We start from the raw sequence: 23781 nt of genomic DNA on the forward strand, positions 1-23781 counted from the left end.
GTTCAAGAGTGATTCGGCACGCGTGGCATTTTTACTATGCGTTAGTTTTAGTGGTTAAGGTGCTATGCGGAGGCTTCGGTATTGCGTGCCTCACACCTTAACAAGGCGTTAGCTGTCATATTGTTTAACTTAATTACGCTTGGAAATGGAAGTTTTATGAAAACACTCTTATTACTTGTTACGTTATTTCTATCGGGATGTACAACTGCTCTTTGGGCTCCTGAATATAAGCAAGAGATGATAGATGGCTTCTACGTAAAAAGTGATTCCGGAGAGCTATTTGTTACCTCCTCTAGTTCAGCTTATCTTTTCAAAATCAATAAAAATTTTGGAGATGCTCTTACTTTATCCAGAGAAGTAGATTTCTCTCCATCGTTTAATGAATTTGAACTAAGGAAAGACAATACAATTGTTGGCACTGTATCGCTAACACTGCTAGGCGGTGAGCCGACCGCAGAACTAGAAAATCAACTTTTGTCGCTAGGCTTCAAAAAGGATGCTTTGCTAAGAGAATTTAGACTTACGGAAAAAGTAAAAGGAAAGCGATTCACGGTAAAGGGTGATTTCCCGCTAGTAAAGCTAGAAAAGAGTCGGCGTATAACTATTGCACAACCATCTACATTTTCTGAAGCAGCAGGAAAAATAGTTGCCACACCAGCTGCAATCATCATCGATTCTGCAGTCGTTGTGCCTGCTGTATTTGTAGGAGCTACGGTAATGGCGGCAGGTGGCAGCTAACAAACTGTTCAAGAGGGATTCGCAACGCGTGGCATTTTCACTATGCGTTGGTTTTAGTGTTTAAGGTGGTATGCGGTCGCTTCGGTAATGCGCTGCTCACCCCTTAACAGAGCGTTAGCATTTTTTCGAAAAAGTGAGTTTAGGAGAGTTACTTGGAGATATCTTCGGCTGCAATGGTAGGCTTTCTAGCAGGAGCATTACCATTCTTAAAGTTCTTTCATGATTGGGTGCTGAATCGAAACCAATTCAGAGTTAAAAATTTAGAGTTCTTTTATCAGTGTTTTGATTCAGAGGCTAATAAAGCAAGAAAGCTCGTAGTAGAACAGCAGTTTAAGTCTGTCTTCAAAATTCGAGCTGACTTTGATGTTATTTCACTTTTACTTTCATCGGATAAACCAAGTAAAGCCATTGAGCTTTACCGTTATAGTGATTGTTATGTGGAACCTAAAAACGATCAGTTCGTTCTTAAAACCAAATACACTAGCTCGAAGACTAGAAACTTTGAAAGGTTAGCGAAGTATCCCAGAAATTTCTTTTTCTATATGCTTTGTGCAATGCCATCGGCATATTCTGCTATTTGGGTATACACACAAATCTTAGCCGTCTATTCAAAAGATAGGATTCTTACGTTATCGCTACTAGGCGGCTTGTTTTTTGTAGCGACGTTTGCAGTAGTTCTTGCTCGGGTTGCTTACTTAAAGGTTACTGATTCGAGAAGCATCACTTGTGCTGAAGAACTTGTTGCGATTTACGACAAGAGCTTTCAAAGTGAAGTTATGGGTGTGAGAGCAATGCTAACAAGGCGTTTAAGAGTGATTCGTAACGCTTGGCACTTTTAGTTTGCGTTGAGTAAAGTGTTTAAGGCGCTATGCAGCAGTTTCAGATGTGCGTTACTCACACCTTAACGCAGCGTTATAACACAGAATCAACTTCTTGCTCAAAAGGCTTAGTTGAACTATTATTTGTACGTTATTTTGTACTAATGGGAGTTCAATATGAGTCGTATTCATTTCGATCAAGATATTCAGCCTTTGTCTGAGTTTCGTGCCGGTGTAGCTTCATACATCAAACAAATCAATGAGACTCGTCGTCCATTGGTTATTACGCAACGTGGCAAAGGTGTTGCTGTTGTTCTCGATGTTGCTGAATATGAAGCAATGCAAGAGAAAATCGAATTACTGGAAGAAATGCGCACAGCAGAAGCTCAGTTAGCTTCTGGTCTCGGTGTTTCCAATGATGACGCGCGTGCTCAAGTACTTGGGCGCATTAAGAAATGAAAGTAGTCTGGTCTCCATTAGCACTTCAGAAACTAGGTGATGCCGCGGAGTTTATTTCTTTAGATAATCCACTTGCGGCAGAGAGGTGGGTAAATGAAGTTTTTGATAAAACTGAACTACTTGGAAGTATGCCTGAAATGGGGCGGTTTGTTCCTGAAATGCCCCACACGAACTATCGCGAAATCATCTTTGGAAACTATCGTATTATCTACAGTTTAAGTCACGAAATCCGCGTACTAACAGTTCGTAATTGTCGTCAAATTTTATCGGAAGATGACGTGTAATACTGTGTTATAACAAACTGTTTAAGAGTGATTCGCAATGCTTGGTATTTTTACTATGCGTTGTGTTTAGCGTTTAAGGTGGTATGCGGAAGCATCGGTATTGCGCTGCTCACACCTTAACAGGGCGTTATGTGCTTGGAGGAAAATGCAATATATCGAAGTCAAAAGTAGCCAGATTCCGCTAGATTTGCTGCTTGAAGCTGACCCTTCTGAAGCGAGTATTTCTTCATATTTATCCGAGTCATGGTGCTTTGCTGCACTAGATAATGGGCGTGTTTTAGCCGCTTGCATAGTGAAGCCACAAACCAATAGGCTTGCTGAGATATTTAATGTCTCTGTATATCCAAAGTTACAAGGTCAAGGTGTTGGTTCTGAATTGCTTAAGTCAGTTCTGTCTCAGTTATCAAGTAAGGGAATCTCTCGTGTTGAACTGGGTACAGGCACCTTTGGCTATCAACTGACTTATTATCAGCGTCTTGGCTTTCGGGTTGACTCAATCGTCAAAGATCACTTTTTGATGAATTATCCAGAGCCAATCTATGGAAATGGTATTCAACACAAAGACATGCTGAGATTATACGCACAACTTTAGTACGCACATAACAAAGCGTTCAAGAGGGATTCTCAACGCATGGCAGTTTTGGTTCAAAGTTTAGCTTTTGTGTCTATGGCACAATGGTTTAAGTGGGGTGGCATCGCGTTGTTCACCCCTTAACGCGGCGTTAGTCGCCAGAAAAAGCTAGCAATCAAAATCATGTTTCTAAGCTTAAAATTTGGCTGATGATTGTTTGCTATGCAGGCTCTTCATCGATGGTCAAAACTCAGTTTCAGCTGTTTCAAATCCAAAGTTTTGCAAGTGTCCAAGCGGTTTTTTGTTCTTTGGCGCTGACAGAACTGGGCAATCGAGCGTTTGTTCTTGGTTGCAACTCTGCCCGGTGAGTTTGTTGGTTCAAAAGCAGATCTACTCGCTGAAAAGTCGTCTTCTCTGGTGTTGTAAGTTCCACGTGGTTTCAGTGACTTTGTTGAAAGTTCGCACTGTGAGATTGGCTTTCCAAAAGCGTTTTTTGGTGTTGTCAGTCCGTTTTCTACGGCGCTGTTTGTTCCAAGTGGTTTCATTGAGTAGCCGCTTTGAGACTACGTCTGACTTAAGTGCATCAAAGCACATAAAGTTTGTTGTTCGCAAAGTTTAGTTCGGCTTAAAATTGTCGCTCGGTGCCTCGCGACTAACAAACTGCTCAAGAGGGATTCGCAACGCGTGGCATTTTTACTATGCGTTGAATTTAGTGATTAAGGTGGTTTGCGGCGGCTTTTGTACTGCGTTGCTCACCCCTTAGCAGGGCGTTAGTTGCCAACGAGGAAAAACTCAGCTAAAACAAAATGTTTAGGGCTAAGGTCCGGTGTTTTTGGATCGGTTTTGTATTCCAAATTTTAGTCTTTTAGGTTTGAGCAAGTCAGGCTTTGGTTTTTTGTGGTCGGACTTTCTGTTTCAGAAGCCGATTCACTTGTTGAGAGTCAGCTCTGTGATATTGTCTTTTCAAATGAGCTTTTTGGTGTTGTTAGGCTGTATTCTACGGCGCTGTTTGTTCCAAGTGGTTTCAGTGACAGGCGCTTTTAAACTGCGCCTGATTTGAGTTTTTAATACACGTAAAGCTAGTGTTGGCAAAGCGGCAGTTAATTCCAAACCCAAGCCTTGGTTTTGGCAACTAACAAAGCATTCAAGAGGGATTCACAACGCTTGGCAGTTTTGGTTTGAATCGGCTTTAGTGTTTACGGCACAATGGTTTAGGTTAGGTGGTGACGTTGTTCACCCCTTAATGCGGCGTTAGTACGGGTTTTACATCAAAGGTCATAAGTTTTGGTGTTTATCTGTTTTGGCGGTCGTATTTACACCTTTCAGTGAGTGCCTTTCACGTTCTTTCCGGTGGCACTATATGCGGAGTGTTCGTTTTGATTTCACCGTTTACGGTTTCTAACTCTTAGCCTATTTCTTTGGCGCTTCTTCATTTTCGTGGTGGCTTTTGAGAGAACCTTGATTACTTTTGGTGTGGCTGTTGAAGTACGAGGAAAGAATCCTTTTCTAATTTGAAACTAGTGAAAGTAGGGCAGTTCATTGCGTTTTTCTTCTAGCCAACTTTCGTCTTCCAATCGAGGTAAAGTTTTGTAGCTGCCCGTCTCACTTCAGTGTTCAAAGCCTTTCATATTATGCCACTTTTCAATATCTTGGAGCGCATAAATAGAAGTGGAGCATGTACTAACAAATTGCTTAAGAGTGATTCGTAACACGTTGCATTTTTACTTTGCGGTGGCTTATGTGATTAAGGCGCTGTGCGGTAGCTTCTGTATTGCGTTACTCACACCTTAGCAAGGCGTTAGCCATCTTGATAGTTAAGAGGTAATTTTGAACACAGAGTATCACTGGTGGGGATTAGAAGACTCCATCTTTAAAGGAGCTTTATACGACTCCATGGGTATGTATTTCTTAGGTCATTATGGCTACGAAAGTTATGAAGATTTTGCGAAAAACGATCCTCATATGGCCTACGCATTACTGATAAATGGACGCTTTGAAGCTCTAGAACAACAGTTTGTAGACCTACGTGTTATCCCTCAAATGCTAGGTGTAGAACAACTTCCTTTACCTTCATCAGTGCAAGCAATTAATAGGTATGACTGGCTTAAATCTATAACTGATTTGGCGTTGTTAAGGTTTGCCAGCATTCGAGATATTGCATTTCATTTTGTTATCGAAACTTTGGAAAAGATATACCTGATCACAAACTCAATCTAAAAAGCTTAAAGCGTGAGCTTAAAGTTGAGCATCCTAAGATCGTAGAGTTATTAAAAGCTATAGATAAATCGGGTGAAAGCTTCCGTGTTGACAGGAATACTCGCGCTCATAAAGGTCATATTAACTTGTTCACAGAAGACGATAGCATGTTCAAGAATATGGCTTGGTGTGAGGGGCACGGAAAGATAAATGATTATGACTTGGTTCTTGAGTACGAGAAAGCTCGTGATAAGCTTTATTCAAAAGTTGTCGATGAAGTCGAATGTCTATTACCTTTGGTTACAGAGTTAGTAGACGAGTTCTATAGCGTATATTGCGACAAGTTCTGGGAAAAATCTCAAAACTCTCGTAATGGGTTAGAGTGGTCTCAACATTTTTCACTTCATCGGAAAAATGGCTAACAAAGCATTTAAGAGTGATTCGCAACGCTTGGCAGTTTCGCTTCGCTCAAGTATAGCCAAGCGCCACTCACACCTTAATGCGGCGTTAGGTTTCACTGTGCATATATTGGTAGTAGATGATGACAACGATTAGATCTTTTTGGAGAAAAAGGTACTTTCAGTAAGAGCGATTGGTTGAGTGAATCAAGGACCCAGTTGAGATCTGCAGAAATGCTAAGGCTAATAGCAAGTGAAAAGCTAAAAGAGTTAGGCTTATTAGAAGAAAAGTATAAAGGGCGAAGAGTTCCAAGTAATGAGGTTACTGCGTTATTAAATGATAGACATAGTGCCAACAAAACAAGCTTTCTTTTGTTGGGATATGCTTTCGAATTGCTTCTTAAATCAGGTATTTTATCTATTTACGTAGGACTTCCCAAGTCATTATTTGAAAAGGACATTAAGAGCAAATATGGTCACAATTTATCATTGATGGCTAAAGATTTGTCGGTTGACTTATCCAAAGGTGATAAGCACCTCTTATCTGAGTTGAAGAAAGATATATTGTTTAAAGCTCGATACCCGACTTCTAGTAATGATATTGATAGCTATTATCGAGACTCGAATTGGGCTACGTCAAAGTTCAATGATGATGATATCTTTACAAAATACTTGAAGCTATACCATAAGATGGAAATTTGGATTAAAAAAATTGATTCGTCTAGTAAAGACCCCAAGGTTTCTTTTGAATATGGGATTGATGATGGTTATTTCATCTACCGGCAAGGTGGAACCTTACCAACGATGATGATCTACAAGTATAGCTCGAAGCAAACAAATTCAGGTAAAGACCAAGCTCATGAGCTAAAAGCATTACTGGACAGCGTCGATCATCGTGCGTTCAACTACTACTTAAATAGAGATTGGGTTTCCGCTAAACACTTACTTCATAAGGTAGATGAAGATAAAGAGAGCTTGAGAAAAGTATCAGTTAATAAAACCTAACAAACTGTTTAAGAGTGATTCGCAACGCGTGGCATTTTTGCTATGCGTTACGTTTAGTGTTTAAGGTGGTATGCAAGGGCTTCGGTATTGCGTTGCTCACACCTTAACAGGGCGTTATGTGGTTGGAGAAAAATTATGAATCCATCAGCGGTTCTTGTTCATGTCTCAGATGTAACGAAAGGGCTTGAATGGTACAAGAAAGCTTTTCCAGAAGCCGTTCCGGTTTATCATCCTGACTTTGACTTCACAGCGCTTGATATAAATGGTTTCTCCCTAGAAATAGTCCAAGCAGATAAAAAGGTTGGTGCTGGTAAAAGTGGCACAGTTGTTTACTGGTCAGTAGATAACTTATGTGTTGCACTGGCTCATTTTCAAAAACTAGGTGCGCGCCTTTATCGCGGACAAATGGAAATTGAAGATGGTCTTTCAATGTGCCAAGTTGAGGATCCATTTGGAAACTTAATAGGACTACGTGGGAAAACCACATAACAAACTGTTCAAGAGGGATTCGCAACGCGTGGCATTTTTACTATGCGTTGATTTTAGTGTTTAAGGTGGTTTGCGGCGGTTTCGGTATTGCGTTGCTCACCCCTTAACAGGGCGTTAGTTTGCAAGAGGAAAAACGTAGCTATATCGCAAGATCTAGCGGTAAAAGTTCAAAGTTGAAATTGTCGTATTGGTGTTCAATTTCAGTGTTAATTAGCGTGGTTAAAATCCAAAATTGGCATCGTTTCAACGGTTGATTTATTCTTTGGTGCGGTGACTTTTGGGTTAATTGAGCTGAACTCTTTTGCTGAAACTCTGCTCGTTGAGTTTGCTGGTACAAAAGCCGATTTACTCGCTGAAATAACGTTTTCTCTGGTGTGGTAAGTTCATGTGGTTTCAGTGGCTTTGTTGAAAGTCCGCATTGTGAGATTGGTTTTCCAAAAGCGCTTTTTGGTGTTGTAAGTTCGTTTTCTGCGGCGTTGTTTGTTCCACGTGGTTTCATTGACTAGCCGCTTTTAGACTACGCCTGACTCAAATGCATCAAAACACATAAAGTTTGTTGTTTGCAAAGTTTAAAATGACTTAAAATCAACGTTTTGGGTTTGCAAACTAACAAACTGCTCAAGAGGGATTCGCAACGCGTGGCATTTTTACTATGCGTTGAATTTAGTGATTAAGGTGGTATGCGGCGGCTTCGGTATTGCGTTGCTCACCCCTTAGCAGGGCGTTATACGCTATATAAAGAAAGCCTAAAAATTCAGGTCAAAAATCGCGATTTCAGCGTTGATTCGTGGTATTTGGGCGTCGAGATATTCCGGCTTCAATCTCAATTTTCCTTGGTTCTTGGCTCAATTTTGGCCAGCCGTTTATCGGTGGTTTTCTTCTTTGGTGCTGATTGTTTGGGGTCGCCCAGGCTGCGCTTTTTGCTGAAACTCAGCCCCGCATGTCTGCCTTTCTAAAAGCAGATTTACATGCTGAAATGTCGCTTTCTCTGGTGTGGTGAGTTCACGTGGTTCCAGTGAGTTTGTGGAAAGACCTCATTGTGAAATTGTCTTTCCAAAAGTGCTTTTTGGTGTTGCTAGTCCGCTTTCTGCGGCGCGGTTTGTTCCAAGTGGTTTCAGTGGCAAGTGGCTGCAAGTCTAAGCCTGACTGGAGTGCATCAAAGCACATAAAGATCATGGTTTCAAAGTGGGGCTTGGCATAAAATCTTGGCTTAAACGTTCGTGCGTATAACAAACTGTTTAAGAGTGATTCGCAACGCGTGGCATTTTTATCATGCGTTGGTTTTAGTGTTTAAGGTGGTATGCGGGAGCTTCGGTATTGCGTAGCTCACACCTTAACAGGGCGTTATGTACTAGGAGGTAATGTGAAGAAAGTAAGCTATCTTCTCTTGGGGCTTTTATCGACATCTGTACTTGCTGAACCTAACGACGGACTTATTGGAACTTATCTGAATAGCGACAAGTTATCTTGTAACTTAGAAGTTAAGCTGTTTGAAAAACAGGGTAGAAACTACTTTGAGGTCAAGTTCGAAAAACGTCTATTAAGTGGAGAATATATACTAGATGAGCAATACGTGATTTTTGAGGGGTTAACTGCGTCTGAAGCGAGTGGACTTACAAAGCGAGAGGTAAGTGCTCGGATAGAAAGTGGGGAGCTATTGTTTCAAAACTATGGGAATAGTATGAATCCATATACTTTGTTCTCTGAATGTGCCGAGAAGTATCTGATACTGAGTAAAGTACGTACATAACAAACTGTTTAAGAGTGATTCGCAACGCGTGGCATTTTTACTATGCGGTGGTTTTAGTGGTTAAGGTGGTATGCGGAAGCTTCGGTATTGCGTTGCTCACACCTTAACAGGGCGTTATTTTTTTTAGGTGAGTTATGGAGAAAATAATATCAACAGCTTTTGTAGATATGTGTGGTACTTATGAGCGGATGCTATGTTCATTTTATCCAGCGAGAGACTCAACAGGATTTACAGAGCAAAATCAGGTTCACAACTTTGTGAACGCATTAAAAACTGCGTTAGATGATGAAAACTCGGTACATTGGTTAGAGTTCCCGTGGGTCAAGAAGAATGAGCATATTGATGGGATGGTATTTTCTCCAAAATATAAATCAATATTTTACATTGAAGCAAAGCGCCTTTCTAAATCGATTCAAAAGTCACTAGTGGTGAAAGATATTGAAAGGGTAGTTAGTAGTGATCGGTCTTTTATCAATTGCAATGACCTTTATGCTGATCATGAATACATAATTGTTTTGTCTGATGTCTGGCTTGAAGATAAATGGAAAACGGCAATTCCCCATTGGTGGTTGGGCTGCGAAGAACTTCCTGTTCAATTTCAGTCTTGGGAGTTCAAACATAAAAGAAAGCTAGCTAAGCCAAAAAGTACTCTCCAAAAAGAACTACAAACAAGAAACATAGATTGGGTAAACTCAAATTCCCTTGTTTATTTGGTTGGCGAAAAAGTAGATAAGGTAAAGAACTACTGCCTATTATTAGCAAGCAAAAAAATATAACAAAGCATTTAAGAGTGATTCGCAACGCTTGGCAGTTTCGCTTCGCTCAAGTATAGCCAAGCGCCGCTCACACCTTAATGCGGCGTTAGTACGGGTTTGACATCAAAGGTCATCAGTTTTGGTGTTTATCTGTTTTGGCGCTCGCCTTTACACCTTTCAGTTTGTACCTTTCACGTTCTTTCCGGTGGCACTATATGCGGAGTGTTCGCTTTGACTTCATCGTTTACGGTCTCTAACTCTTAATCTATTTCTTTATTGCTTCTTCTTTTTCGTGTTTTTTACTAAGTCAAAATTGTCTTTCTTTGGTGTTGCTGTCGAAGTGCGAGGAACGAATCCTTTTCTAATTTGAACTCAGTAAAAGTAGGTGAGTTCAGTACGTTTTTCTTCTAGCCAACTCTCGTCTCTCTATCGATTTTAAGTTTTGTAGGTGCCCGTCTCACTTCAGTGTTCAAAGCCTTTCATATCATGCCAGTTTTCAATATCTTGGAGCGCATAAATAGAAGTAGCGCATGTACTAACAAATTGCTTAAGAGTGATTCGTAACGCGTGGCATTTTTACTATGCGGTGGCTTATGGTGATTAAGGCGCTGTGCGGTAGCTTTTGTATTGCGTTACTCACACCTTAGCAAGGCGTTATATTTCTAGGCTTAAGATTATTGTAAGTTATCTGAAAATTTTTGTAGAATATTCAGAGTTATATGTTATATTTGCTTTTGGGTGATGGTGTAACGGGCTTTCTGTAAAAAGAAAGAAAACACGCTCCTTTCGGAGAGTTTTGTGAGGTTCGAGTCCTCACCGCCAAAAGGCATTTAATTGAGTGCCTTTTGGCGGTGAAAATGAAAACAAACCTATCTAAAATGTATGGCTACCACGTAGCTAACCTGCAAGAAATCGAATTAGCTTTAGGTCACACATTCCGTTTGGCTAAAGACTCGATTTCATCGAAAGATCCACAGCAAAGTTTAAGATCACTTCTACGTTTATATTCCTTTCTTATTGGCGCATGGGCTGAAACACGTCTCAATAAGCTTTTGCATGAAGAGTTTGGGTTTTGTGAAGAAAAAAGAGCTCAAATTGAATCTCAAAATAGTCAGTTAGATCGTTGGAAGTTAACAATTGACTTAGCTTTCCGAAAGCACCACAAGGTTCCTAAAGCAAAACTAAATGCTGTTACTCTAGGTGTTGATCATTCTGCACGTAGAGACGCGCTGCATGAGACTTTAGAAAATGAGCTACGAATAATTATAGAGATAAGAAATAAGTTAGCCCATGGGCAGTGGGTTTATCCGCTTAATAATGAATGTACTAAAGTTGAAAATGACAAATATCTTTTAATTAACAAAGAAAATTTGCAGTCATTAAGGTTTAAATTTTCCTTAATTAACAACCTTGCTGATGCGATCAATGATTTGGTTGTTAGCCCTGTTGCTTTTGAGCGAGATTTTGAAGAACATTTCAGAAAATTAAATCAAGTACGAATTAACCTTCAAACAAAAGACTATAAACAATATGAAAGTGCATTGATTTCAAAGCGAGAGAAAGCAAGGAAAGCCCTTAAGAAACAGTAGTTTAAAAATATAACAAAGCATTTAAGAGTGATTCCCAACGCTTGGCATTTTCATTCCATCGTTGGGTTTTGTGTTTACGGTGGCATGGTTTAGGTTAGGTGGTAGCGTTGCTCACACCTTAATGCGGCGTTATGTAAATTGGTTAAGTTCGGAGATATAGATTGTTCAAGATTAGCGAAGAAGTCCAGAAGTTAAAAACTCAAACATTGACTCTTTCTGGAATCGCACTATTCATTTCGATTACAGCGGCATTGCCAGAAAAAATTGCAATTATCGGCTTAGACCTTTCCGGAAGCAAAGAAACAGCTGGCTGGTTTTTGCTCATAATTCTTGGCTATTTCCTTCTCAAGTTCTCAGTACTTTCCATTTTTGAAGTCGTGAAAAAAGCGCTACCTCGTTGGATTAGCTATAAGGGCAAAGATCTTCGTGGAGATATAATGGGGTTTTCTGAAAAAGATATCCATGATGAATATGAAAGGCAAGGTCAATATCACGTAAATGAAGACCTAGGTACGCTTTCAGGAGAAGCTGCTGACATTGAACGTAAACGAAACAAAATGGATCGTGACTATAAATCTAAGTTTGTTGCGGCATACAATTTATGGCTATATATCAGTGACATAATTTTCCCAATTGTGTTTGGCTGTTTCTGTTCTTGGGCTCTCTATCGTTTCTTAGAGTACGGTGTGGTCTTCAAATTTACATAACAAAGCATTTAAGAGTGATTCGCAACGCTTGGCAGTTTCGCTTCGCTCAAGTATAGCCAAGCGTCGCTCACACCTTAATGCGGCGTTAGGCAAAATAGGAAGATCATGAGTACTAATTATAAAAAAGAAATCAATCAAGCAATCACACTATTGGAACGTTTCGTCAAGACAAGAATCTCCTTAAAGATATCTTATGGGCTAATGGCGGCTGGATTATCGATACTAGGTTTTAACAACCTTGTTCCATATATATTGATTGCTGTTGAACCTACGTTGAAAGATGTAGTTGTCGCTCAGAATGATATATATACAGCAATAGCCATAATCTTGATTGTGCTTGGAGCTTTATCTCCTATATTTGTCCAAATTTTTGAGTACTATAAGTCGCTATACATCAAAGATCTTGAAAAGATAAATTTAGTAAGAAGCAAGCATACTTTGGACAGTTTTCGTTCGACTATTGAATATATATCTACAAATTTAGCGATCACTGATTTTCAGAACGATAGGATAGAAGAGCTATGTAGCCTTATATTGAATTTGGACTTTAGATTCCAGAACAAAGTTCTAAACAGTAAAGCGAAATTATTTGCCTCGGAGTTAGAAAACTTCAATAGTATGCTTTCAATGAAACTTGATTACGCCCCTACAGGAAGGGTAAGCGTTTTACCAAGAGAACGAAAGCGAGATGATGTTATCCAGGGTATTCGTACAGACTGTACAAAGGTATTCGAACTCTATAATTCGCTTTTCGAGGAAATAGAGCGTATGGAAAACAAAGGTCTTATGCGATTTTTTGCCTAACAAACTGTTTAAGAGTGATTCGCAACGCGTGGCATTTTTGCTATGCGTTGTGTTTAGTGTTTAAGGTGGCATGCGGTAGCATCGGTATTGCGTTGCTCACACCTTAACAGAGCGTTATGCCTATAAGAGGAAATATGGATAGTAAATGGGAGTGCTTTGGGTGCGGGCATAGCAATGAACACTCATCATTGAAGTGTGAAAAGTGCGGGTTTTTAGGCAAAGAGCTTGCAAACAAGCAGATGGCAAACCACCTGTTAGGGAATGAAAAAGTGAATTCGAAGTTCGAATACTGCTGTGATAAATGTGGTTCAGAGTCATATGAGGTTGGTGAGTTAAGAGCCAGTGGTGGATTTTGGAGTACATTTTTCAATTACAACAAACACCGTTTTTATTTCTTATCATGCACTAGTTGCGGTCACACTGAGTTTTACAAACGAGGTCTAGGTACTGGACAAAAAATACTAGATTTTCTAGGTGGTTAGCATAGGCACAACAAACTGTTTAAGAGTGATTCGCAACGCGTGGCATTTTCACTATGCGTTGCGTTTAGTGTTTAAGGTGGTATGCGGGAGCTTCTGTATTGCGTCGCTCACACCTTAACAGGGCGTTAGGGCGCAAGGAGTAAAATGATGATTCATCACATAGATCATATTGTTCTCACAGTCTCCGACATAGAAAAATCAGTGGACTTTTATAAACGGGTTTTGTGCATGGAAGAAGTAACTTTTGCCAATGGCCGTAAGGCAGTAACGTTCGGAAATCAAAAGATTAACTTTCAGCTTCTTGGTCAAGAACCACGAAATGTAGCTAATGTTGGTTCAGGTGATGTTTGCTTAGTTTCAGATTGGCCGTTGACATCAGTGGTAAATCATTTAGTCAAAGAAAATGTCAAAATCATTGAGGGTCCAGTCGAAAAATCAGGAGCTGTTGGTGCAATCCAATCGGTCTATTTTTTGGATCTTGATAAAAACTTAATAGAAGTCAGCGTGTATCAATAGGCTCTGCGCCCTAACAAACTGTTCAAGAGGGATTCGCAACGCGTGGCATTTTCACTATGCGTTGTTTTTAGTGTTTAAGGTGGTGTGCGGAAGCATCGGTATTGCGCTGCTCACCCCTTAACAGGGCGTTATACAAACGGAGGTAACTGTGAGTTTAGAAGAACTTAACCTTGAAAATCTTCCCCTTCAAAGAGAACTGGTTAAATCTGCTTGTTCTGCGTTTATTTCCGAAGACAATGTGGTTGCCGCAGTGTTACTAGGCTCATTGGCTGCAGGTAAGGGTGACCGAGTATCTGACGCTGATATTTTGATTCTTACTCAAAATGAATTCCATAAATCCACACAAGAGTGCTTTTCGGTTTTTGAGCGTGGTAAAGAAATTTTCTATCGCAATCAAGGATTTCATAACGAGAATGCTTACTTTACAAAATACATTTTCACAGACTTAACCAGCACAGAGATTCATTGCCTAGATCTAAGCGAACCTTTTGATATCTCCAAACCTTTCAAAGTGCTATTTGATAAAACGGGTGCCGTGGAATCACGATTAACCGATGCTCCAGCACCAAAGCACGAAGATTTTCCTGCATATACAAATGGTGACCAAGGTTTAACCTGGGAACTTTTAGAGTGTATAAAGTGGTTAAGCCGAGGTAAAAATGAACTAGCCAAATCTTACCTTAAGAAATTGGCGGATAAGCTGTAACAGTTTGTATAACAAAGCGTTTAAGACGGATTCACAACGCTTGGCATTTTCGGTTTGATTCAGCTTAAGTGTTTACGGCACAATGGATTAGGTTAGGTGGTCGCGTTGTTCACCACTTAACGCGGCGTTAGCCCTATCAGAGGAAAACAATGAAATCTGCAGTATTAGTTATTGATGTTCAGCCGATTCTGTTCGACCCGGAACCTCAACCATTTGAATCACAAATCGTACTCACCAAAATTAATGAGGTTACGAAATTAGCGCGTGCTAAGTCTGTTCCAGTTATCTTTGTTCAGCACGAGCAACCTAAATCTGTTATTGAATACGAAAGCGTTGGTTGGGCATTACAGTCGAGCTTAATTACACAAACTGGTGACCATTTCGTTCGCAAAACAACACCAGACTCTTTCTTGAATACTAATCTTCAAAGTGTTTTAAATGAACTCGATGTAGATAGCTTAATTGTGTGTGGCTACGCCTCAGAGTTTTGCGTTGATACTACCATTCGCAGAGCTGCAGGTTTAGGCTATCCCGTAACGTTGGTGTCGGATGCTCACACAACTCATGACAAGGAGCACGCAAGTGGGGCTCAAATTCGAGCGCACCATAATGCCACGTTACCTAGTATTTCTAGTTTCGGTGTTAAAATCCAAGCGGTAGAGGCGTGCAACCTTTGGGCATAGGGCTAACAAGCAATTTAAGAGTGATTCAGCACGCTTGGCATTTTTAGTTTGGATTTGGTTCAGTGTTTACGGTGGTCAAATTAAGTGTCGTGGTTGCGTGCTTCACACCTTAATTGGGCGTTAGCATTCACTAATAACAAAAAGGAGTATTATGAAAAATGTAATAGGAATGGCAGTGTTGCTAGTTTCTCTCTGGGGATGTGCATCAGCACCTGATAGAGTGGAAGCAAATAAAGTTGAGCCTAATTTTAATAACGGAAAGTCAATCGTTTATATTTTGCAAGGCAACAACAAAGGGCTGTTGGAAAATGTCCAAACCTATCGAGTAAATGGAGAGCCAACAGGGAAGTTGCTGAACGGATCTTATACTTGGTTTTACGCAGAGCCTGGTGAAAAAAATCTTGAATTTTATGATCCTTTAATCCCTTCAAGGCTCTTCTGGGACAAACAGTTCACTCTCAAGCAAGGTCAAACGGTCTATCTATACCAAGGGTGGGAGCTAGCGCATGCTTCCAACAAACTAACGACAGATATGGTTTTCATTGATGGTAATGCAACGGTTATTACTGCTCCAAGTCGTGAACAACAAGTTTTCAAACTCGCTGAAATATCGCAAGAAGATGCTCGAAGGCTTATGAAAAAACTGAGCTATGTGTCTAATGACTTGGAAAGTAAATAATTGCAGCGCCAACGTGATTGCTAACAATCTGCTCAAGAGGGATTCGCAACGCGTGGCATTTTTAGCATGCGTTGATTTTAGTGATTAAGGTGGTATGCAGCGGCTTCAGTATTGCGTTGCTCACCCCTTAGCAGGGCGTTAGCTGTTTGAGGAAAAAATGAGAAAATTCGATAAGCCGCTATTCTGGCTGTATATAAAAACAAGAGACTCATTGTTGTCATCTTTTAAGGGCTTTCTGGGAATGCTTTTAGTGTTGATCGGGGCAGCAGTAGTTTTAGGTAATGACTCCCCTGAGAATGTCTGGACTTCGGTGGGAATCATTTTATTAGTATCTAGTCTTCCAGTCTCAATGGGCTTGATGATGGTAAAGTTCAAATTTAAGAGCTTTGCTGGATCAATACCTACAGCAGAACTAGCGTACTTCTTACAGCACGATGAAGGTGCAAACTTAGATAAAGCTGTGAGAGGTTTATTTTCGTTATACCTATCTTTTATGATTTACCTTTGGTTTACGATGGTAGCTATCGCAGCTCTTGGTATGTTGGGAGCAAAGCTCGTGTTGTAAAACACAGCTAACAAACTGCTCAAGAGGGATTCGCAACGCGTGGCATTTTTACTGTGCGTTAAATTTAGTGATTAAGGTGGTTTGCGGCGGCTTAGGTATTGCGTTGCTCACCCCTTAGCAGAGCGTTATGCGCTCGCAGAAATGGAGATAATCAATCATGGAAGATTTAGCTAATTCGTTAAGAAGTTCTGGCCTAAAAGTCAAAATTAAAAAAGGAAAAATTGCAGTTCGGCTTGACGGGCTTTCAAATCCGGTTTCGATAATAAAAGATATACCTGATGATGAGTATAAAGTGAAAACTAATGATTCGATTCTATCGATAATTGCCTGTCTTTTGCTATTTATTGGTCTGTCAGGTATTTATGAGTTTAGTGGTAATGCTTTGATAAATATTGCACTTATCTCCGTTTCTATATTGTCTTTTGTTACAGTGTTACTTACAGAGTTTAAGCTGACTAAATTACGCGCTACTGTAGTTGCGTTCAATCGTGGAGAACGCGCATAACAAATTGTTCAAGAGTGATTCGGCACGCGTGGCATTTTTACTATGCGTTGGTTTTAGTGGTTAATGTGGTATGCGGAGACTTAGGTATTGCGTGCCTCACACCTTAACAAGGCGTTAGGCATTAAAAGAGGAATAAATTAATGGCATCATTCGTTGGGACTATTGAGGAGTTTATTCGATATATTAATCCTCGTGCGAAGAACGTGGTCAATTCAATTACTCGAAAGCACAAACAGGCAATTGGACGTTGTGAGCATTGCTTCACAAGCTCTGAAACTCTTGAAGCTGCGCATGTAACAGGTAAAGAACGGCCGAAGATAATCGAAGACATCCTTTCTCAGTTCAAGAATGGTGAAATAATTACTGTAGATTTAGAAGTATTTGAAAACCTGTTTTTGGAAGCTCACGACCCAATAGATGAAGCAGTACTTGTGTTATGTCGTTCTTGTCACCAAAAATATGATGAAACAACATCAAAAGTAGACTTGGGTGTTTCTAATGATGTTTTGAAGCTAAGGGAAGAACCAGAAAAACGGTTAATGAGCAACTCTGAAATTACTAACGCTATACGTAGAATTGCTCCAACATTGAATGCCGATGAATTTTCTAATTTACTTGATAGTGATTACTGTCATAGAACATTTAGTCTCAACTTTGCGGTCCTCAAGAAAGTCCCTCAGCCAGCAAGTCAAAATGAAGTTCGGCTTGCTGCTCAGATAAATGGATATAATCGCTGGTCTACACAAATGCCTGTAGTTAGAGATAGTTACTTATATTTAGTTAATACACAGTGGACAGATAGACATAGAAAACAATTCGAAATCTGGTTAAGAGGCGTGGAAAGAAATGCCTAACAAAGCGTTTAAGACGGATTCCCAACGCTTGGCATTTTCGGTTTGATTCAGCTTTAGTGTTTACGGCACAATGGTTTAGGTCTGGTGGTAGCGTTGCTCACCACTTAACGCGGCGTTATATTTCCGAGTACCCCACGTTTAGTAGACACTTTACTAAGTTAGATCTAGGGTCTAATTGAGAGGTGATTTATGGCTAAACATCGTAATCCAGCGTACACCGAAGAGTTCCGTAAAGAAGCAGTTCGCTTGGCCAGTCTTCCTGGCCGAACAGCCGTCTCCGTTGCCAAGGAACTGGGTATCAGTGCTCAGCAGATCCGGAACTGGAAGCGCCAGTTCACACGCCTATCTGATAAACAGTTTAACACCTTAGATGGTGTCGACTATTCGAAGAAAGAGTCCGAAGAGCTTCGAGCGCTAAGGCGCGAGAACAAGAGACTCAAAGATGAAATGGAATTCCTAAAAAAGGTCTCGGCGTACTTCGCGAAGCAGCAAGAGTGAAGTACGAGTTCATTGAAAGCTATGTCGGTGAGTACTCCATTAGCTTAATGTGCCGTACGTTAGAGGTGAGTCGAGGCGGTTACTATAAGTGGTGTCATCATACGCCGAGTGAGCGTTCAAAGCGGCGAAAGCGCTTTGAACAGCTCGTCATGTGTACCTTTGCCCAATATCGGGCACGTTACGGCTCAGTGCGAATAGCAGAAGAGCTAAACGAAGCAGGCCATGCCTGCTGCGTGAATTATGTCGCTGATATCATGAAGGAAAAAGGTATCAGGGCACGTAATGGCAAAGGGTTTAAATACAGCAAGGATGTAGCTGCGATGACGAATGTTGCCGACAATTTACTGCGTAGAGACTTTGAGTCCGAGACACCAAATCAGAAGTGGGTTACGGACATTACGTATATCTGGGTGAAGAGCCGTTGGCTCTTCTTAGCGACAGTGATGGACTTGCATTCAAGACGCATTGTGGGTTGGTCGCTTGGGACAACGATGACCGTCGAGCTAATCACTAACGCTCTAAAAATGGCGTTTGAGTCACGTAAGCCGCCTAAGGGCGTCATTATCCACTCAGACCGTGGTGTACAATACAGAGCCTACAAATATCAAGACTTCATGCGCAAGCATGGAGGTGTACCGAGCATGAGTCGGCAGGGTAACTGCTGGGATAATGCGGTGATGGAGTCGTTCTACAGTCGACTGAAAGTCGAACTGATATACGCAGAAGACTATCAAACTGTCGAAGAAGCCCGAATGGGCATCTTCGAATACATCGAGGTATTTTACAATCGCAGAAGAAGACACTCAGCGTTGGGGCATGTCAGCCCAGTTGAGTACGAAAGTATGTAGTTATGTACTGTCTACTTTTTGTGGGGTACACCAGCAAGGATGTGGCTGCCATGACGAATGTTGCTGACAATTTACTGCGAAGAGACTTTGAGTCTGAAACGCCAAATCAGAAATGGGTTACGGACATTACGTATATCTGGGTGAAGAGCCGTTGGCTCTTCTTGGCGACAGTGATGGACCTGCATTCAAGGCGCATCGAGGGTTGGTCGCTAGGGACAACGATGACCGTCGAGCTCATCACTAATGCGTTAAAAATGGCGTTTGAGTCACGTAAGCCGCCTAAGGGCGTCATTATCCATTCAGATCGTGGTATGCAATGCGGGGGCATATAAATATCAAGACTTCTTGCGCAAGCATGGAGGTGTACCGATCATGAGTCGACAGGGTAACTGTTGGGATAATGCGATGATGGAGTCGTTCTACAGCCGACTGAAAGTCGAACTGATATACGCAGAAAACTACCAAACTCTCGAAGAAGCCCGAATGGGCATCTTCGAATACATCGAGGTATTTTACAATCGCAAGAGAAGACACTCAGCGTTGGGGCATGTCAGCCCGGTTGAGTACGAAAGTATGTAGTTATGTACTATCTACTTTTTGTGGGGTACACCAACGCCTAGATAATTTAGCCCACACAGTCGTGGGCTTGTTTCTATTTATCGTTCGAGACTAGGTGGAGAGGGAAGATCAAAAGGCTTACAAGTAGAGCATAAAGCATTGGTAATAGAGCTACGCTGAGCCCCATGAAAGCACCTTCTACATCAAGATGACCATTTGAAAACGTAAGTATCACGCCTAGAACAAGTCCCAAAAAACCAGCTAAAATAGATGTTAAAATGACGCATTTGAAACAGTTTTTTTGTTTCTTAGTCAATAAGAATACCAGAGTACATGGAACCAAAACCAAAGACAGACTTGTAAAATCAAAATAGCTAATTAAATCTTGGCCATAGAACAGTGCTCGTAATACAACAAGTGATGTTATTGCTATGTAGAGGCTTAAAAATGCACGTTTCATTATCGTTACCACCAATATCCATACATTATGCTATTTGGAACTCTAGGCAATGATAACATTGATTCACGATCTTCCATGTAACGTCTTTTAAAATTATTACGCTTAGCTCCTACAGGAGTAAGGTTGGTTATTGCCTCTGCTAGCTTTTTAGTTGAGGGTCTGACATAGGAGTGCCTCGTTCAAGTGCTTCATGGAGCTCCGGAACAAGTAGTTTGTACCACTCATTTGCTTTTTGTTTGCCTGAGATTTGCCCGTAAATTTGCTCTACAGCACTAGATATAAATGACGCTGACATATATGGTTCCTTTATTGGTTAGTTTTTTTACATTATACTGTCAGTGCATTACTAAGTAGTTGTTCATATTGATTATTTTTGTAGTCATAATGACTTTTATTTCTAAGCCCGGCGTATAACAAACAATTCAAGAGTGATTCAGCACGCTTGGCATTTTTGGTTTGAGTTAAGTTTAGTGTTTACGGTGGTCAAATTAAGTTTCGTGGTCGCGTACTTCACACCTTAATTGGGCGTTATGAATAATTTGGTTAGGTGGAACATTGGATAATATTGTAGTCTCAATCTTACTTGCTGCTCTAGGGTGGATGGCAATCCCGACGTTTGTCTTTTTTGCCTTGTTTTTTGTGGTTTGGTTGGTTTTGAAGTCGCAAAATAATGAGTTAATTAAAGGGCGCTATGTGATTTTGAAAGAGGTTGATTGTGTTCGAGGGCTGTGGTTTAGCATGTCTAGTTTCATGGAAGAGAAAGCATTTCTCCAACTACAAAATGGTTGGTTAAAAAGTCTTTTAAAGTTTATATACCCTCTGTACTTTCTTTGGGATCTAACCTTTTTACTTGCGACGGTAGCATTCTTACTAATGGCTGGCTGGTTATGTTTTTCGTGAAAAATTATACATAACAAAGCGTTTAAGACGGATTCCCAAATCATGGCATTTTCGCTTTGAATCGGCTTTAGAAGTTTTAGGAATAAATATGGGACGCAGGAGAGATCTAGGTAGTACCGCAAGCGGTATTATTGGCTCGTTTAGGAGTCGAAACAATGATGTCGATGGTTATTGGGGTATCGGTAAGCTCTACCTGTTCGTAGACCACCTTCAAAGAAAGTGTGTTTCAATAGACCTTTGCTCCCAACAGATTGCTCCATATGACCCACACTTTGACCTCATAACTGAACGCTATTCAAAGATGTTTAAAGGGTTGATTGTAAAACGTTCAATTCCGTTTGAATGGGTTAGCTCAGCATACGTTTACGTTGAATTTGAAGTAGATTATGAGGTCCGTCATCATAATTGGCGGAGTGCATTGGGAAATCCGAGCAATCTAGTTTGTGTAGTCGTAGATGATTATGGCAAGAGTCATGTCGCTTGTGTGTATACAAACTGTTTCCCACATGATGCGAAAAGGGAAAGTCGGAGCACTAGGTGAGTAAACTTCTAACAAATTGTTTAAGAGTGATTCGTAACGCGTGGCATTTTTACTATGCGGTGGCTTAGGGTGATTAAGGCGCTGTGCGGTAGCTTTTGTATTGCGTGCCTCACACAGATCTTGGATGAAGAGGCTGTGGAGTATCAAATAGTAGGTGGATTAGCGGCAACTATTCATGGTGGAAGTCGGGAAATAGCAGATATAGATCTTTATATTCGAAACTCAGACGCAGACAAAGTACTATCGCATGTAGCAAAACACATATCCAAACCGTTAACTCATTATGCTGAATATGGTTGGGATCTAGAGTATTTCCAATTGATCTACCAAAATCAAAAAATTGAAATCGGTTTGTCTGAACATACTAAGATACAATCACATCAAGATGGCTCTTGGCACCAGCTTGAAATCTACTTTTCAGAATCAGTTATTAAAAATTATCAAGGTATCGAGTTGCCAGTTATCCCAGTTTATCGTTTAGTCGAGTACAAGCGAATATTGGGCAGGGAAGTAGACCAAATTGACATACAAGAGCTAATGTTGAGTGGAGCGCCATAACAAACAATTTAAGAGTGATTCAGCACGCGTGGCATTTTTGGTCTGCGTTAATTTTAGTGATTAAGGAGGTATGCGGTAGCATCGGTATTGCGTGCTTCACACCTTAATTGCGCGGTAGGAGTTTGAACATGAAATTGATTTTTAGTTTCGCCTTAACATTTCTTGCATTCAGCTCTAACGGAGCAGAGCAAGTGACTACAAAAGACTTGTACGAGAAATTCAATATGAGAACTGTCTATAGTTCTTATGGTCAGAATTTAAAGTGGTATTGTGAAAGTTATCCTAGAGAGTTTTTTTCTACAGAAGAGGCTTTGTTTGTTTCTGATAGTCGCCTTGAGTTAGTTTCAGGTGACAACGTCTGGGTTTTCACTATTTCAGAGCCAAATATAGTTTCTATTGGAAATCAGATAACATCGGGTACATATAACAGCGTCTCGACGTATGAGCTTTACTTTGACCCTCGGACTCAGGACTGGAGGGCAAATGAAACATATATAGACATACCGAAAGATTGTGAACGCTATGAATAAAACTCCTAACAAATTGTTCAAGAGTGATTCGGAACGCGTGGCATTCTTACTATGCGTTGGCTTTAGTTATTAGGGTGGTATGCGGAGGAATCAGTATTGCGTGCCTCACACCTTAACAAGGCGTTATGCATTTTCTTCAATGTGTCTCTCAGAGAGGTGTTTAGAGTGGCGCAAGGTATAATTTCAGATAATTGGTCTCTTCAAGATATATCTAGCTTGTTTGTGGATGGTATGGAGAACGCATCTGCGGATGAAATTACTATAGCAAATGGTAAACATAGCTATAAAGCTGTTAGTTATCCATCAATTTAAACGGAAGCTTTGTTCGATTTTTTAACTGACCTAGTTTTGAGAGATGAGATCTTGGTTGAGGCTAAATTTGAACATGCATGGGTGAGGACAAGCAGCCCGATATTAGCAGCCAAAAACTTAGGTGTAGTTCGGAGTTTTCCTTTTTTAGAAGAGCCTCATAAATTAGTTGAACCACGAAATCGAATAATTGAACATATGAGCTCAACGGAGTCTTTGATGTTAGCTCGTAAAGAAAATGTATTGAGCTGGCAAGAAACCAAAAGGCCTCAGCATCCACTTTTATCAGCAACCATGTGAGGTGGAGCTGGAATATGTGCTCGAAGCTTTGTTTATGAAAAAAGTTATACTCCGCATCCTCTACGCAAGAGGTTCTTTGTTAATTCAGGTTTTATGTTACCTGCGGGTGATGCTTTACATCAACTTACCTCGTTTTTAAACGATGAACAGATGAAGGTATCAAAAAAGACGTATGGAACAGATTCACTGTATTCATTATTTGTTAATATGCCGGCTATTCCTATTCGAGTTATTCAGGAATCTTCCTCGCCTAGTCAGCTTATTGAGATTGCGCTCCCGATGAGACAAGATTTTGCAAAATTGAGAGAGTGGTTAAAGTTATTTCAAAATGCGTTATCTGAAGGCAATCTGAAGGCGGTTGCTAACTATCGAAAACAATTAGATTCTGTTTAGGAGTATGTTAATTCAAAAATAGGGCTAGGTTCTGCTACCAAACCAGTAACTATGGAAGCGGGTGTGGGAGTTTTTAAAATGGTTACACAATCTAATCCAGTAAATACTCTTAAAAATCAATTCGGCGTCAGAGCCACATTGAATAGTTTGATTTTTGGCTCTAACGGCAAGCAAGAAATCAAGAAGTTTATTAGTATGTTTGAGCAAAGAGGAACTGCTGTTGGTTACGATATAGAACAGCACTTCACAAAAAATGCATAACAAACTGCCTAAGAGGGATTCGCAACGCGTGGCGTTTTTACCATGCGCTGATTTTAGTGACTAACGTGGTGT

At 40.5% G+C, this 23781-nt stretch carries 32 protein-coding genes; 31 read left to right on the forward strand and 1 reads right to left on the reverse strand.

All coding sequences use genetic code 11. The features are described 5' to 3' along the window. Window positions 1-156: 156 nt before the first annotated feature. The 26 genes from UQW94_RS13860 (at window position 157) to UQW94_RS13985 (ending at window position 19478) form a co-directional block, all read left to right on the forward strand. Window positions 157-738 carry a hypothetical protein gene (locus UQW94_RS13860; protein ID WP_322142294.1) on the forward strand — a complete coding sequence of 194 codons (582 nt, stop codon included), beginning with the start codon at window positions 157-159 and terminating at the stop codon, window positions 736-738. Between the two features lie 152 nt (window positions 739-890). Then, the gene (locus tag UQW94_RS13865) at window positions 891-1577 is read left to right on the forward strand and encodes a hypothetical protein (protein WP_136677212.1); all 687 of its coding nucleotides are present in this window, start codon (window positions 891-893) and stop codon (window positions 1575-1577) included. Window positions 1578-1733: 156 nt separating this feature from the next. Next, on the forward strand, window positions 1734-2015 hold the full coding sequence (locus tag UQW94_RS13870; RefSeq protein ID WP_000086647.1) for a type II toxin-antitoxin system Phd/YefM family antitoxin: 282 nt from the start codon (window positions 1734-1736) through the stop codon (window positions 2013-2015). Next, the gene (locus tag UQW94_RS13875) at window positions 2012-2299 is read left to right on the forward strand and encodes a type II toxin-antitoxin system RelE/ParE family toxin (RefSeq protein WP_137282146.1); all 288 of its coding nucleotides are present in this window, start codon (window positions 2012-2014) and stop codon (window positions 2297-2299) included. The genes UQW94_RS13870 and UQW94_RS13875 overlap by 4 nt, the downstream gene beginning before the upstream one ends. Window positions 2300-2444: 145 nt before the next feature. Continuing rightward, window positions 2445-2891 (forward strand): GNAT family N-acetyltransferase, encoded by a 447-nt coding sequence (locus UQW94_RS13880; RefSeq protein WP_322142295.1) that lies wholly within the window; start codon window positions 2445-2447, stop codon window positions 2889-2891. A gap of 1806 nt (window positions 2892-4697) precedes the next feature. Next, entirely contained in the window at window positions 4698-5087 is a 390-nt protein-coding gene (locus UQW94_RS13885; protein WP_322142296.1) for a hypothetical protein, read from the forward strand. A 146-nt stretch (window positions 5088-5233) separates the two neighbouring features. Then, a complete protein-coding gene (locus tag UQW94_RS13890) occupies window positions 5234-5488 on the forward strand; it encodes a hypothetical protein (RefSeq protein WP_322142297.1) in 255 nt (84 codons plus the stop codon). A 195-nt stretch (window positions 5489-5683) separates the two neighbouring features. Further along, a complete protein-coding gene (locus UQW94_RS13895) occupies window positions 5684-6469 on the forward strand; it encodes a hypothetical protein (RefSeq protein ID WP_322142298.1) in 786 nt (261 codons plus the stop codon). A 135-nt stretch (window positions 6470-6604) separates the two neighbouring features. Then, the gene (locus UQW94_RS13900) at window positions 6605-6958 is read left to right on the forward strand and encodes a glyoxalase/bleomycin resistance/dioxygenase family protein (RefSeq protein ID WP_322142299.1); all 354 of its coding nucleotides are present in this window, start codon (window positions 6605-6607) and stop codon (window positions 6956-6958) included. A gap of 1363 nt (window positions 6959-8321) precedes the next feature. Beyond that, window positions 8322-8708 carry a hypothetical protein gene (locus UQW94_RS13905; RefSeq protein WP_225474337.1) on the forward strand — a complete coding sequence of 129 codons (387 nt, stop codon included), beginning with the start codon at window positions 8322-8324 and terminating at the stop codon, window positions 8706-8708. Between the two features lie 134 nt (window positions 8709-8842). Continuing rightward, window positions 8843-9484 (forward strand): hypothetical protein, encoded by a 642-nt coding sequence (locus UQW94_RS13910; RefSeq protein ID WP_054702880.1) that lies wholly within the window; start codon window positions 8843-8845, stop codon window positions 9482-9484. Window positions 9485-10320: 836 nt separating this feature from the next. Next, a complete protein-coding gene (locus UQW94_RS13915; RefSeq protein ID WP_322142300.1) occupies window positions 10321-11052 on the forward strand; it encodes a hypothetical protein in 732 nt (243 codons plus the stop codon). 161 nt (window positions 11053-11213) lie between these two features. Then, window positions 11214-11759: a hypothetical protein gene (locus UQW94_RS13920; RefSeq protein ID WP_322142301.1), complete on the forward strand. Its 546-nt coding sequence runs from the start codon at window positions 11214-11216 to the stop codon at window positions 11757-11759. Window positions 11760-11864: 105 nt separating this feature from the next. Then, the gene (locus UQW94_RS13925; protein WP_222717012.1) at window positions 11865-12563 is read left to right on the forward strand and encodes a hypothetical protein; all 699 of its coding nucleotides are present in this window, start codon (window positions 11865-11867) and stop codon (window positions 12561-12563) included. 239 nt (window positions 12564-12802) lie between these two features. After that, window positions 12803-13045 (forward strand): zinc ribbon domain-containing protein, encoded by a 243-nt coding sequence (locus UQW94_RS13930; protein ID WP_250154986.1) that lies wholly within the window; start codon window positions 12803-12805, stop codon window positions 13043-13045. Between the two features lie 147 nt (window positions 13046-13192). Further along, complete coding sequence (locus UQW94_RS13935; protein ID WP_017449638.1) at window positions 13193-13561, forward strand: VOC family protein; 369 nt, start codon at window positions 13193-13195, stop codon at window positions 13559-13561. 148 nt (window positions 13562-13709) lie between these two features. After that, window positions 13710-14267 (forward strand): nucleotidyltransferase domain-containing protein, encoded by a 558-nt coding sequence (locus UQW94_RS13940; protein ID WP_322142302.1) that lies wholly within the window; start codon window positions 13710-13712, stop codon window positions 14265-14267. A gap of 149 nt (window positions 14268-14416) precedes the next feature. After that, window positions 14417-14950, forward strand: a complete 534-nt coding sequence (locus tag UQW94_RS13945) for a cysteine hydrolase family protein (protein WP_322142303.1) — start codon at window positions 14417-14419, stop codon at window positions 14948-14950. 151 nt (window positions 14951-15101) lie between these two features. Next, the gene (locus UQW94_RS13950) at window positions 15102-15629 is read left to right on the forward strand and encodes a DUF2846 domain-containing protein (protein WP_225492310.1); all 528 of its coding nucleotides are present in this window, start codon (window positions 15102-15104) and stop codon (window positions 15627-15629) included. Window positions 15630-15786: 157 nt separating this feature from the next. Beyond that, window positions 15787-16194: a hypothetical protein gene (locus UQW94_RS13955; protein ID WP_176311035.1), complete on the forward strand. Its 408-nt coding sequence runs from the start codon at window positions 15787-15789 to the stop codon at window positions 16192-16194. 157 nt (window positions 16195-16351) lie between these two features. Further along, window positions 16352-16699 carry a hypothetical protein gene (locus UQW94_RS13960; protein WP_031781294.1) on the forward strand — a complete coding sequence of 116 codons (348 nt, stop codon included), beginning with the start codon at window positions 16352-16354 and terminating at the stop codon, window positions 16697-16699. A 140-nt stretch (window positions 16700-16839) separates the two neighbouring features. Continuing rightward, window positions 16840-17553, forward strand: a complete 714-nt coding sequence (locus UQW94_RS13965) for a hypothetical protein (RefSeq protein ID WP_322142304.1) — start codon at window positions 16840-16842, stop codon at window positions 17551-17553. Between the two features lie 189 nt (window positions 17554-17742). Beyond that, window positions 17743-18051, forward strand: a complete 309-nt coding sequence (locus tag UQW94_RS13970) for a transposase (protein ID WP_004413754.1) — start codon at window positions 17743-17745, stop codon at window positions 18049-18051. Then, on the forward strand, window positions 18048-18899 hold the full coding sequence (locus UQW94_RS13975) for an IS3 family transposase (protein ID WP_230238872.1): 852 nt from the start codon (window positions 18048-18050) through the stop codon (window positions 18897-18899). Before UQW94_RS13970 ends, UQW94_RS13975 begins: the two co-directional genes overlap by 4 nt. Window positions 18900-18901: 2 nt before the next feature. Beyond that, entirely contained in the window at window positions 18902-19231 is a 330-nt protein-coding gene (locus UQW94_RS13980; RefSeq protein ID WP_225474319.1) for a DDE-type integrase/transposase/recombinase, read from the forward strand. A gap of 40 nt (window positions 19232-19271) precedes the next feature. Continuing rightward, window positions 19272-19478 (forward strand): IS3 family transposase, encoded by a 207-nt coding sequence (locus tag UQW94_RS13985; RefSeq protein WP_225474320.1) that lies wholly within the window; start codon window positions 19272-19274, stop codon window positions 19476-19478. Between the two features lie 578 nt (window positions 19479-20056). Here the strand turns inward: UQW94_RS13985 and UQW94_RS13990 are convergent. Further along, window positions 20057-20212: a hypothetical protein gene (locus UQW94_RS13990; protein ID WP_225474322.1), complete on the reverse strand. Its 156-nt coding sequence runs from the start codon at window positions 20210-20212 to the stop codon at window positions 20057-20059. A gap of 260 nt (window positions 20213-20472) precedes the next feature. Here UQW94_RS13990 and UQW94_RS13995 point away from each other — a divergent pair, with 260 nt between their 5' ends. From UQW94_RS13995 to UQW94_RS14015, 5 genes are all read left to right on the forward strand, one after another. Beyond that, window positions 20473-20817 (forward strand): hypothetical protein, encoded by a 345-nt coding sequence (locus UQW94_RS13995; protein ID WP_225474323.1) that lies wholly within the window; start codon window positions 20473-20475, stop codon window positions 20815-20817. 88 nt (window positions 20818-20905) lie between these two features. Then, window positions 20906-21358, forward strand: a complete 453-nt coding sequence (locus tag UQW94_RS14000; RefSeq protein ID WP_225474324.1) for a hypothetical protein — start codon at window positions 20906-20908, stop codon at window positions 21356-21358. Window positions 21359-21427: 69 nt separating this feature from the next. Beyond that, complete coding sequence (locus UQW94_RS14005) at window positions 21428-21916, forward strand: MazG-related protein (RefSeq protein ID WP_318070194.1); 489 nt, start codon at window positions 21428-21430, stop codon at window positions 21914-21916. A 128-nt stretch (window positions 21917-22044) separates the two neighbouring features. After that, the gene (locus UQW94_RS14010) at window positions 22045-22446 is read left to right on the forward strand and encodes a hypothetical protein (protein ID WP_262634519.1); all 402 of its coding nucleotides are present in this window, start codon (window positions 22045-22047) and stop codon (window positions 22444-22446) included. A 1080-nt stretch (window positions 22447-23526) separates the two neighbouring features. Then, window positions 23527-23709, forward strand: coding sequence for a hypothetical protein (locus tag UQW94_RS14015; RefSeq protein WP_262634518.1), 183 nt, complete (start codon window positions 23527-23529; stop codon window positions 23707-23709). Window positions 23710-23781: the final 72 nt, after the last annotated feature.

It is taken from the genome of Vibrio sp. PBL-C16 (genome assembly GCF_034321865.1).
GTDB lineage: Bacteria > Pseudomonadota > Gammaproteobacteria > Enterobacterales > Vibrionaceae > Vibrio > Vibrio alginolyticus.